Origin of the sequence: Streptomyces otsuchiensis (assembly GCF_004305975.1) — a bacterium.
GTDB lineage: Bacteria > Actinomycetota > Actinomycetes > Streptomycetales > Streptomycetaceae > Streptomyces > Streptomyces otsuchiensis.
In genome coordinates this window covers 1-11,177 of record NZ_BHZI01000201.1, presented here as the reverse complement: position 1 = coordinate 11,177, position 11,177 = coordinate 1, and the positions used below count along the sequence as shown (strand labels likewise).

Here is an 11,177-nt window from a genome sequence, read left to right as displayed (position 1 = left end):
CACCGGGGGCGGGGACTGGGCGCGGCACTGGCGGCCGCGGCGCACGGGTGGCTGGACGCTGAGGGCGTGGGGGCGACGTTGCTGCACTACAGCGCGATGAACCCGCTGTCGGCGCCGTTCTGGCACCGCTGTGGCTACCGGCCGCTGTGGACGACCTGGTCAGGGAGGCCCGCGATCGGCGATCTGTAGACACCATCGACTTGTGCAGCAATTACGTAAGTGCGTAATCTGTCGTCGTGACCGGATCGACGCACACCCCTGACGCCCTGGCCGCGCGGGTCGAGGAACTCGCCGCGCGGGTGACCGCCCTGGAGGCCGGCCTGCCGCCCGGCGGCGGGGAGCCGCCCGCACCCCCGTCTGACCCGTCCGCGCCGTCCGCCCCGTCCACTCCCGACGACCTCTACTGGGCGCTGAACCGGCTGCGTTCGGAGCTGGACGAACTGGGCGAGGACCGCGGCGGGGTGATGATCGCCGGCAGCGTCGGCGGCAGCGACCCGACCGTCGGCAGGACGGAGTGGCAGTACGTCACCACCACGGCGACCCTGCTGGAGACGGACTGGGCGACCCTGGCGGACGCCGTGAGCGCGCTGGGCCAGCCGGTCCGGCTCCGCCTGATCAAGGCTCTGCTGGAGGGCCGGTCCACCGTCGCCGAACTCGTCGAACTCGACGGGCTCGGTACCACCGGGCAGATCTACCACCACCTGCGGCAACTGGTGGCGGCCGGCTGGCTGCAGAGCGCCGGGCGCGGCCGGTACCAGGTGCCGCCCACGCGGCTGGTCCCGCTGCTGGCCGTACTGGCCGCCGCCCGCCGATGACGCCCCAGGCCAAGGAGCCCTCGATGTCGCTCACCCTCTGGAAGCTGCACGGCCCGGTGTTCACCGTGGGCGCCGTGGTCATGGTGGTGACGGTCACCCTGGAGGGTCCGTTGCCGGTGTACCTGGCCTCCGTGGCGGCGATACTGCTCGGCATCGCGATGCGCGTCACCCTGGTGAGGCGCCACCAGACGCCCCGCAGGGGCGAGCCAGTCCCCGAACCGCTGCTGCTCCCCGCGCCGTTCACCGGCCGCTGGCAGGCGCTCAACAGCCCGGCGACCAAGGTGCCCAGCCATGTCCACAGCCATGCGCAGACCTACGCGATCGACGTGCTGTACGAGCCCGAGGAGGGGCCGAAGGAGCCCCCCTTCGCGTGGCTGTGGCCGGTCTTCCGCCGCCCGGAGCGCTACCCGTCGTTCGGCCGGCCGATGGTGGCGCCGGCCGCCGGCACCGTGATCGCCGCGCACGACCGCCGGCGCGACCACCTCACCCGGATGTCGCTGCCCGGCATCGTCTACCTGCTGCTGGAGGGCCTGGTCCGGAGCCAGGGCGCGCCGCGCCATCTGCTCGGCAACCACGTGATCGTGGACCTCGGCGACGGCGTGTACGCGGTCCTGGCACACCTGCGGCGCGGCAGCCTGACGGTGCGCGTCGGGGACCGCGTCGCCGCCGGGGAGGTTCTGGCGCTGTGTGGCAACTCCGGCAACTCCTCCCATCCGCACCTGCACTTCCAGCTGATGGACGGCCCGGACATCCTGACCGCGCGGGGCCTGCCGTTCAGCTGGCGGTACCGGGACGACGACGGCGTGGAGCACACCGGCGTGCCGGCGAACACCGACACCTTCACACCCGTCGCGGCGCTGCCGCACACCGCGCCGAGCGCCTCAGGGCCGGAGCGCTGAGCACCGAGCGCTGAGCGCCCGCACGGCGCGCCCGTAGGCAGCCGTGGGCCCGACGGAGTGGGGGCCGTCCGGGTCCACGGCAAAGGCCCCCGAGGTGGCCGCGCCCCACGGGCCGGCCCCCGGTCAGTCGCGCGGTACGCGCACCACACCCTCCTGGATCACCGACACCGCCAACTTGCCGTCGCGGGTGAAGATCCGGCCGCGCGCCAGACCCCGGCCGCCCTGGCTGGTGGGCGACTCGGTGTCGTACAGCAGCCACTCGTCGGCCCGCAGCGGCCGGTGGAACCACATCGCGTGGTCGAGGCTGGCACCGACCACGTCGCCGACCGTCCATCCGCCGCGGCCGTGGGCCAGCAGCACGGAGTCCAGCAGCGTCATGTCGGAGACATAGGTGGCCAGGCACAGGTGGACCACCGGGTTGTCGTGCACCCCGGTGACCGGCCCGGAGGTGCGGAACCACACCTGGGAGCGCGGCTCGCGCGGCTCGCCGACCGTGGCGTACGGCGGCTCCGCGACGTACCGCAGGTCGACGGCGCGGCGCGCCTCCATCAGCAGTTCGGCGACGGCGGGGTGCACGAAGCTGTCGGCGTACTTCGGCAGTGTCTCCGCGGCGGTCGGCAGCGTCTCCGGGTCCGGCGCGTCCGGCATGGGCTCCTGGTGCTCCAGCCCCTCCTCGAACGCCTGGAAGGAGGCGGAGAGATGGAAGATCGGCTGGCCGTGCTGGACGGCGACCACCCGGCGGGTGGCGAAGGAGCGCCCGTCGCGGATGCGGTCCACGTTGTAGACGATCGGCGCGCCGGGGTCTCCGGGACGGAGGAAGTAGGAGTGCAGGGAGTGCGGGAGACGGTCGTCGGGAACGGTACGGCAGGCAGCCACCAGGGCCTGCGCCGCGACCTGGCCGCCGAAGACCCGGGGGATGACCGAGGGGTGGCTGTCCCCTCGGTAGATGTCCTGCTCGATCCGCTCCAGGTCGAGCAGATCGAGCAGGTAGCTCAGCGTGTCGTTCATAGAACAAGTTCTACCCGATTCCGGCGGACCAGGATGACCCGGTCCAGCGGCCGGATCATCAGCCGCTCGGACCGGCGGCCGGCCGCCGGCCAGGCCGGGGGCAGGTCACGCCGGGCAGGTCACGCCGGGCGGATCACAGCCCCATCGACTTGGCGATGATGGTGCGCATCACCTCGCTGGTCCCCCCGTAGATCCGGGTGACCCGGGTGTCGGCGTACAGACGCGAGATCGGGTACTCCCGCATGTATCCGTAACCCCCGTGCAGCTGGAGGCACTTGTCGATGACCCCGGCGGCGTGTTCGGTGACGAACAGCTTGGCCGAGGCGGCGTCGGAGGGGGTGAGTTCCCCCACGTCGTGCGCGTCGAGCGCCCGGTCGATGACGGCCTGCATGGCGTCCACCTCCGCCCGGCAGTCGGCCAGCACGAACTTGGTGTTCTGGAAGGCGGCCACCGGCTTGCCGAACACCACCCGCTCCCGGACGTAGTCGGAGGCGAACCGCACGGCGGCCGAGGACTGGGCGTAGGCGTAGAGCGCGATACCGAGCCGCTCCTGGGGGAGGTTGTGGGTCAGGTACTCGAACGCCCGGCCCTCCTCGCCGAGCCGGTCCTCGACGGGTACCCGGACGTCGGTGAAGGAGAGTTCGGCGGTGTCGGAGGAGAGCAGCCCCAGCTTCTCCAGCTTGCGGCCGACCGCGTAGCCCTCGCTGCGGGTGTCCACGACCAGGATGGTGATCCCTCCGCGCCGGTCCTCCCGGCTGGCGTCGGCCGCCTTCACCGGCGGCGCGGTACGGGCGCACACCAGCACGCGGTCGGCGAGGGCGCCACCGGTGATGAAGGTCTTGGCGCCGTTGAGCACGTAGTGGGTGCCGTCCTCCGACAGCTTCGCCGTGGTCTGCATCCCGGCCAGGTCGGAGCCGGTCCCGGGCTCGGTCATGGCGATGGCGGTCATCATCTCGCCACTGACGAACGCGGGGAGCCAGCGGCGCTTCTGCTCCTCGCTGCCGTACTTCAGCAGATAGGGCAGGCAGAGCGCCGTGTGGACCGAGGAGCCACCGAACGTGACGCCGGCCCGGGCGAGTTCCTCGCTGATGACGGCCTGGAACTTGAAGCTGGACTCACCGGCGCCGCCGTACTCCTCGGGCACCTCGATCCCGAAGACCCCGAGTGCGCCGAGCTTGCGGTAGAAGTCCCGGGGGACATGGCCCACCGCCTCCCACTCCGAGTAGTAGGGCACCACCTCGGCGGCGATGAACTCCCGGATCGTCTTCCGGAACGCCTCGTGATCCTCGTTGAACACCGTTCGCCGCACCGCGTGCCTCCCTGCCCGGGTCGCACCGGACCGGCCGACCCTGTCTGAGCGCTTGCTCAGTGAGGCTACTCGCGAACCACCACACACCACAAGGACCCGGTTCCTGATCGGAACCGGGTCCTTGTGTGCAGTAGCGGGGACAGGATTTGAACCTGCGACCTCTGGGTTATGAGCCCAGCGAGCTACCGAGCTGCTCCACCCCGCGTCGTTGTGTTCCCAACCCTACACTCCCGCCGAGCCTCCCCGGACCACGGCATCCGTCGCCAGTCTCCGTCGCGGCCCTGGCATCCGCAGGTGGCACGGTGCGTGGCTCCCGTGTGCGGTGTGTGGTGCGCAGTCAAGGCGGGCGGCCGTGCTCAGCCTGGGTCGAGGAGCGCGAGGAGGTCAGGGACCCCATGTGTCCTTTCGTGGGCAGCGAACTTGGGTGTGAGGCGCCGGACCTGAGTGACACATCTCGGTGCTCCGATTCTGGTCGCCAGGGTGAGGGATTCGCGGGCGTGCGCGGCGGCCCGGTCCACCTCGCCGAGGCGCAGGTCGCGCGCCGCGGAGTCCGCGAGGACGACAGCTCGCGTCTTGTCCCGGGCTGGTGGTAGAAGACTGAGGCCCTCGGCCAGCAGCTGGGCCGCGTGCTTGTGGTCGCCGAGGTGGGTAAGGGCGACACCGGAATCAACGGCGAGGTCGGCCGGGGACATCCAGTGGCACCACGAGGGAGTGGGGTCGGCAGACGGCGCGCCGAGAAGTCGCTCGGCGGTGGTGAGCGCGTCGCGGCACGCGTGGGCCTCCCCCAGGGCGGCGAGGGCTCTGGCCAGGCGGAGGTGGAGCAGGGACCGGGCGGTGGGGTTGCGGGCTGAAGTGATCGCGTGGCGCAGGAGGCTGACAGCGGTGCGCGGGTCTTCTCTCCAGACACACTGGTAGGCCATGTCGCTGACGATGCCGGCACCCCGGTCGGTGTCACCGGCTGCGTGGGCCGCGTGCAGGGCGCTGTGCCAGTACCGGCTGGCCGATCCGTGACGTTCCGCGTCGAACCTGTGCCACCCGATCGTGGTGGCGAGGCCGGAGGCGAGGAGGTGCAGGCGGGCGCCTTGCGCGGCGGTGTACCGGCCGTGCGCGAGGAGACTGGTGACGGTGCGCAGGTGGGCGTCGAGCAGGTCGCCCGTGTGCTGACGCTGACGGGTGGCGAGCCGGTTCAGGACGTTGGCGGTCTCCTCCAGCCCGTGGAGCAGTTCGTCGTCTGCCGTCTGCCCCTCCCCGGCCGGCGACGCGAGAGTCAGTGGCGGCTTGGTGGCGGCCCAGTCCAGAGCGAGCCCTGCGAGGGCACCTCGCGAGTAGGCCAGGAATGAACGGCGGTCCATGGCGTTCAGCGCCTCTCGCAGAGCCGGGACGGTGCTGTGGGGGGTGAACGGCAGCGGGGTGTTCCGCGTGCTGGCGAGCCAGTGAGGCCAGGGCCGGGTGAGAGCTGTCGCGGGGTCGACGCCGAAGACGTCGGCGAGGTGAAGCTGTGAGTCCCGGTCCGGCTCGGCGCGTCCCGCTTCCCACCGCCAGACGCGGTTGCGGTTGGTGCCCGACCGCAGCCCTCGGCGGCCGGCCGCTCCACGTATGCGGCGCGCGAGCTCCTCCTGGGACCAGCCCCGGCTGCGCCGGGCCTCGATCAACTCCTGGCAACGTGACATGTCGTCAGCCATGGCTTCATCTTGCGTGATCGCACTCCCACGTGTCGTCCCGGCCGGGGACACAGCGAGGACACATCTCCCGCATTCACACGGGCCGCTCGGGTGCGCTGTACTCGCCGTGTCGAGCCCGCCGTCCGGAGCGGGACGAGCAATCCAGCCCCGTGCGCACGCCTGCCCGTCGGCACGATGCGCGTCCGTTTGGAGGACTCCGTGAACCACGAGAACCCGCACGAGCAGCCGTTCGACCTCGACATCACGATGGTCGAGACCACCGATCCGGCTTCGCTGGTGACGATGACGGATGACGGCTGCGGATCGACCTGTCAGGGGTCGACCTGTATCAGCTCCGTCTGACCGGGGATGGGCGGACGGCCTCCGGTCGCCCGCCCATCCCTCCTCCTCGCCGACTCACTGCCATGTGCCGCTCGCACTCTTCGGAGCCTTCGTGGATGACAAATACCGGTACCGGGTTGTCGGACTGCCGCAGCTGCGGATCGCGCACCTGGCGGGCTGCTCGGTACCTCCTCCGCCAGAGGCGGCTGCCACTGCTGCGCGGTGGCTGGACTGGCTCAGCGCAGTTTGGGCCCTGCCGGAAGTCGCCGGCCCGGTCGGGCACGCCACCCCGGCGCTCGAAAGCCGTGTCCGGGTGCTGGTCGACCATGACGCGCCCGCGGCGCGCGACATCCGGCGGGCAGGACTGTCCACCCTCCGCTACGTGCGCAGGTTGTCCGGCCGCCCCACCCCCTCCGGGTTGCTGGCCGGAGTCTGCCCCGCGGCCTTCGGCGACCTCGCTGCACTGCGCTGGCACGGTGAGCACCGCGCGGTCGCACGGGCGGATGGGACGTGGGTCGCCCAGGTGGTGCGGCAGCTGGAGCGCAGCGCGGAGGTGCTCCGCCTGCTGCAAGTCGTCGCGAACTCCGCCGTGGTGGTGCGCGATGACCGGGTGATCGTGCCGTCCGGCGCGGGAGCGGGTGGCCGGGGCACGGAGGTGTCCGTTCGGCGGACATCTGTGGTGACGTCCGCTCTGGCCATGGCGAGCGAGCCTGTCATGTTCGCCGACCTGGCGGCCGATCTGGCCCGGACGTTCGGGGCCCGGGATGAGATTGCGGAGAGGGCGTTGACGGAGCTTGTGACTCACGGAGTGCTGGTCAGCGCGCTGCACGCCCCCGCGACGGAGACCGATGCCCTGACGCACGTGATCGGGGTGCTGACGCAAGCCGGCGCTGCCTCGGAGGAGTTGCGCGAGGTCGCGCGGCTGCTGGAGCTGCACGAGGGTGCGACGGTACACCGCGCGGGCTTGGTCCGGGCAGAAGCGGCGGCCCGGATGCGGACCATGGCCCGGGTGGACCGTCATCCCGTGGCCATCGACGTGCGGGTGGGTGCCGATATCTCCTTGCCGTGGGCTGTGGCAGTGGAAGCCGAGAAGGCGGCCTCACTGCTGGCCCGAGTCACTGCGCTGCGTTCGGTTCTGCCGAGTGGCGTGACTACCACGAGCGGTTCTACCGGCGGTATGGCGCCGGGGCGCTGGTGCCGTTGCTGGAGCTGACCGGGGGCGGCGGCATCGGCTGGCCGGTGGGCTACGAGGGCGGCGAGCCGGTTGCCGACGCCGACGCGGAGAGGGCTCGCCGGGACGGCGTGCTCGGCGCGCTGGCGCAACGGGCTGTCCTGGACGGCGATGTCGAGGTGGACCTCGACGGGACTGTGGTGCGAGAACTGCAGCATCCGCGGGCCGCTGACCTGACCCTGCCGGGGCACCTGGAGCTGTGCGTTCGGGTCGATGCCGGCTCGCTGGCGGATCTGGATCGTGGCCGTTTCGACGTGACCGTGGTGTCGGTCTCTCGCGCGGCCGGTGTCCTCACCGGGCGGTTCGGGCACTTGCTGGAGACCGAGGACCGGCTGTCCGTCGGGGCCTCGGCTCTGCCAACCGGGGATGCGCTCCTCGCGCAGTTGTCGTTCCCCGCTTCCGACGACGCCGAGGGTCATGTGGTGCGCAGCCCGCAGAGCCTTCCCTTGGTGATCAGCCTGGCCGAACACCGCGCACCGTCGTCGACGGTGTTGACCGCACGGGACCTGGCGGTCGGCTCGGACGGTGACCGTCTCTACCTCGCGGCACCGGCACTTGGGCGGCGGATCGAGGCATGGGGGCACCATGCACTCAGTCTCAGGCGCACGCCCCCGCTGGCGCGGCTGATCACGAACCTGTCCCGTGGGCAGTGTGCGCAGGTGACGGGGTTCGACTGGGGCGCAGCCGCAGCGCTGCCGTTCCTTCCGCGTCTACGGTTCGGGCGAGTGGTCCTTGCTCCGGCCCGCTGGCTCGTCACGGCGGCCGAGGTGCCGCACGCCGGTGAGTTCGGGCTCTGGGACGTGGGGTTCGGCGCGTGGCGTATTCGCCGACGCCTGCCTGGCCGGGTTCTGCTGCTCGACGGCGACCGGCGGCTGCCGCTGGAGCTGGAGCAGTCGGCACACCGTGCGATGGTCCGGGAGCAGCTCACGCGCCGGGGAAGGGCCATCCTCGTCGAGGCGCCCGGTCCTGCCGCCGCGGGGTGGTGTGAGGGCCGCCCGGCGGAGCTGGTCGTACCGCTCGCCGTCACACAGGCGGCGCGGTCCGTCGACCCGCCCCCGGTGGGGCGGGCCATCACGAGCGAGCATCGCCGGCTTCCTGGCCGGGGCCGCGCCCTGACCGCGGATCTCTATGGAGACGCAGCCTTGCAGGACGCGGTGCTGCGGCACGTGCCGCACCTGATCGAGGAGTTCGAGGGCGGGGTGAGCCAGTGGTGGTTCGTCCGGTACCGGCAGGGCCGCGAGCACTGCCTTCGCCTCCACATCGACACACCGCGCGCAGGCGGCTTCGCTGCGGCCGTCGAACGAGTCGGCCGCTGGGCGGAGGACTTGTGCGGCCGTGGCCTGGCGCGCGATCTCACCCTCGTTACGACGACCTCGCAGAGCGGCAGGTTCGGGTCCGGGGCCGCGTTGACCGCTGCCGGCGAAGTCTTCGCCGCGGACGCCGAACTGGTGGTGAACCAGCTGCAGCAAAGGGTGCTGCCGGATCTGCGAGCACTGACCGCGGCCCACCAGGTGGCGATGGCTTGCCAGTTCCACGCCGACGTCGCCGCCGGCCTCTCCTGGATCGTCGAACACCTACCCCGCGCGGCCGTCGGCCGTACACCGCGCGGCGCGAGCGCGGAGGCGGTTCGACTCGTCGCGGATGCGGCCGAGGGCTTTCCGTCGCTGCGCCGGGCCGTGGGCGGATCACCGGAGACGGAAGCGGCCTGGGAGCGTCGGCGCCGTGCGCTGGCCGCCTACCGCCGCCAGCTGCGCGGGCCCGCTGCTGCCGGCCTGACCCCGGACACCGTCCTGGAGGCCCTGCTCCATGGGCATTTTCTGCGCGGGTGCGGCATCGATCCGGCCGACAGGGCGCTGTGCCTGAGCCTGGCCCGAGCTGCGGCCCAGGCACAGGCGGCACGTACCAGGGTCAGCTCGTGACGCCTGAGGAGGCGCTGGCCGCCGCTGACGACCTGGCCGACCCCGCCGAACACCCGCTCGCGTTGAACGCGTGGTGGCCACAGTCACTGGCTCACGGTGTGCCTGGGGTGGCGCTGCTCCACGTAGAGGCCGCGGCGGCCGGGCTCCGGTCTTGGGACCGTGTCCACCGGTGGCTTCGCCTCGCGGCGCGCGCTCCGGTGACGGCAGGGTCCAGCGCCGGGAGCTGGTACGGCGCTCCGGCGCTCGCGTATGTGATGGGCCGTACGGCGGCGGCACGCCCCGGGACCTATCGCAGCGCCCTCGAATCCTTGGACGTTCAGATCGCCCACGACGTGCGGTACCGGGTGGCGCTGGCACACCAGCGGATCGACGCCGGTCGTCTGCCGCTGATGGCGGAGTTCGACGCGCTACGGGGGCTGTCCGGCCTGGGCGCCCTGCTCCTCCACCGCGATCCCGGCGGCCCGGTGGTGCGGGAGGTGCTCGGCTACTTGGTTCGTCTGGCCCTGCCGGTGACGCACGACGGCACGGTGGTCCCGGGGTGGTGGACGCCGACCGCCCCCACCGGCCGCCGCGACGACCGCGGGTTCCCGGGCGGGCACGCCAACCTCGGTATGGCACACGGCGTCGGCGGTCCGCTGGCCCTGATGGCACTGGCGCTCCTACGCGGTGTCGAGGTACCCGGGCAGAGGGAGGCCGTAGCCGCGCTCTGCGCGTGGCTGGACGACTGGCGCCTGGACACCTCGACGGGCGCGCGGTGGCCCTACATGGTCACTCGGTCCGAACTCCACGCGCGCCCGGCGCGCGTAGAGCACTGCGGCGCCACGCGCCGGCCGTCCTGGTGCTACGGCACCTTCGGCGCGGCGCGGGTACACCAGCTGGCCGGTATCGCACTCGGGGACCGCGGACGTCAGCAGCTGGCCGAATCGGCGCTGCTCGGCGCGCTGCGCGACCCGGCGCAGCTCGGCACCACGACCGATGGCTCACTGTGCCACGGCCACGCCGGGCTGGCTCGCATCACGTCGAGAGCCGCGCAATCGGCGAGCGGCCCGACCGCCGGCGCCCTCCGAGCACGCTGCGGCGACCACCTCCTCGCGGCAGGGACGGCGGGAGCCGGTCCCGGGCTGCTCGAAGGAGCCGCGGGCAGTGCTCTGGCTGCGTTGGCGCCCCTGACCGGCGGCCAGCCGGTCACCGACTGGGACGCCTGCCTCCTCATCACCTGACGGGACCTGAACGGGAGAAAACCGATGACCGCCCGCACCTGGCGCCAACACACCCTGCAACTCGCCGAATCAGGCGCGCCCGCCGCCAGAGCCGAGCTCGCCCAGCTGCTGCTCGACGCCCAAGCCGCCAGAGAGGCCGACACCTGGTGGTACATCCGAAAAGGTGGGGACTGGAGGCTGCGCTACCGCGCCGATCAAGACGGCGAGCGCGCACTGGATCAGCGGTTCGCCATCGCGCACCACCTCACCGGGTGGCAGCGCACGATCTACGAGCCGGAGACCGCCGCGTTCGGCGGCCCTGCCGGAATCGAGATCGCACACACCCTCGCGCACAGCGACAGCCGTCACCTCCTGGTCCGCCACCGGCCCGCCGGGCTCGGCCCCCGAGAAGCAAGCGTGCTGCTGTTCAGCACCCTGCTGCGCGCCGCCGGTCTGGACTGGTACGAGCAGGGCGACACCTGGGCCAAGGTCGCCCAAATGCGGCCCGGACCTCGCCCCCTGCCACCTGGGGAGATTCCCCGGCTGTCAGCGTCCGTGCGCCGACTGATGACCGCGGACGCCAGCAGCGACCCCCGCCTCCTACCGCCCGCCTGGCTCGACGCGTTCACCCAGGCCGGACAGCACCTCGCCGTTCTCGCACGCACCGGCAACCTCACCCGCGGACTCCGCGCCGTGCTGGCCCATCACTGCATCTTCCACGCCAACCGAGCCGGCCTGACCGGCGCCGACCAGGCGACCCTGGCCGCCCTCGCCACCGCGAACGTATTCGATTC

General features: G+C 72.1%; 9 protein-coding genes, 1 tRNA gene and 2 pseudogenes. 8 read left to right on the top strand and 4 right to left on the bottom strand.

The features are described from left to right. The 3 genes and pseudogenes from E0D90_RS26660 to E0D90_RS18465 all read left to right on the top strand — a co-directional run. Positions 1 to 189 (top strand): annotated as a pseudogene (locus E0D90_RS26660) (GNAT family N-acetyltransferase); the annotation flags it as partial. A 47-nt stretch (positions 190 to 236) separates the two neighbouring features. Continuing rightward, the gene (locus E0D90_RS27940; RefSeq protein ID WP_227870309.1) at positions 237 to 815 is read left to right on the top strand and encodes an ArsR/SmtB family transcription factor; all 579 of its coding nucleotides are present in this window, start codon (positions 237 to 239) and stop codon (positions 813 to 815) included. 23 nt (positions 816 to 838) lie between these two features. Beyond that, positions 839 to 1,714 (top strand): M23 family metallopeptidase, encoded by an 876-nt coding sequence (locus E0D90_RS18465; RefSeq protein WP_103503877.1) that lies wholly within the window; start codon positions 839 to 841, stop codon positions 1,712 to 1,714. A 123-nt stretch (positions 1,715 to 1,837) separates the two neighbouring features. Here E0D90_RS18465 and tesB read toward each other — a convergent pair whose 3' ends face one another. The 4 genes from tesB to E0D90_RS18445 all read right to left on the bottom strand — a co-directional run bounded on the left by tesB (position 1,838) and on the right by E0D90_RS18445 (position 5,713). Then, on the bottom strand, positions 1,838 to 2,722 hold the full coding sequence (gene tesB / locus E0D90_RS18460) for an acyl-CoA thioesterase II (RefSeq protein ID WP_103503876.1): 885 nt from the start codon (positions 2,720 to 2,722) through the stop codon (positions 1,838 to 1,840). A 133-nt stretch (positions 2,723 to 2,855) separates the two neighbouring features. Beyond that, the gene (locus E0D90_RS18455; protein ID WP_130799302.1) at positions 2,856 to 4,031 is read right to left on the bottom strand and encodes an acyl-CoA dehydrogenase family protein; all 1,176 of its coding nucleotides are present in this window, start codon (positions 4,029 to 4,031) and stop codon (positions 2,856 to 2,858) included. Positions 4,032 to 4,162: 131 nt separating this feature from the next. After that, positions 4,163 to 4,236: transfer RNA gene (locus E0D90_RS18450), tRNA-Met, on the bottom strand. Positions 4,237 to 4,387: 151 nt separating this feature from the next. Then, positions 4,388 to 5,713, bottom strand: a complete 1,326-nt coding sequence (locus tag E0D90_RS18445) for a helix-turn-helix domain-containing protein (RefSeq protein ID WP_227870308.1) — start codon at positions 5,711 to 5,713, stop codon at positions 4,388 to 4,390. Between the two features lie 198 nt (positions 5,714 to 5,911). Between E0D90_RS18445 and E0D90_RS18440 the strand changes: the two genes are divergently transcribed. From E0D90_RS18440 to E0D90_RS18420, 5 genes and pseudogenes are all read left to right on the top strand, one after another. Continuing rightward, entirely contained in the window at positions 5,912 to 6,055 is a 144-nt protein-coding gene (locus tag E0D90_RS18440) for an FxLD family lanthipeptide (protein ID WP_227870307.1), read from the top strand. Beyond that, positions 6,003 to 8,113: pseudogene (locus E0D90_RS28695) on the top strand (lantibiotic dehydratase family protein); the annotation flags it as partial. The gene E0D90_RS18440 and the pseudogene E0D90_RS28695, both read left to right, overlap by 53 nt. 60 nt (positions 8,114 to 8,173) lie before the next feature. Further along, entirely contained in the window at positions 8,174 to 9,184 is a 1,011-nt protein-coding gene (locus E0D90_RS27930) for a thiopeptide-type bacteriocin biosynthesis protein (protein WP_227870310.1), read from the top strand. Continuing rightward, positions 9,091 to 10,404 (top strand): lanthionine synthetase C family protein, encoded by a 1,314-nt coding sequence (locus E0D90_RS18425; protein ID WP_307721155.1) that lies wholly within the window; start codon positions 9,091 to 9,093, stop codon positions 10,402 to 10,404. Before E0D90_RS27930 ends, E0D90_RS18425 begins: the two co-directional genes overlap by 94 nt. Positions 10,405 to 10,428: 24 nt before the next feature. Beyond that, a partial coding sequence (locus tag E0D90_RS18420; RefSeq protein WP_194116913.1) for a thiopeptide-type bacteriocin biosynthesis protein occupies positions 10,429 to 11,177 on the top strand: 749 nt, incomplete at its 3' end.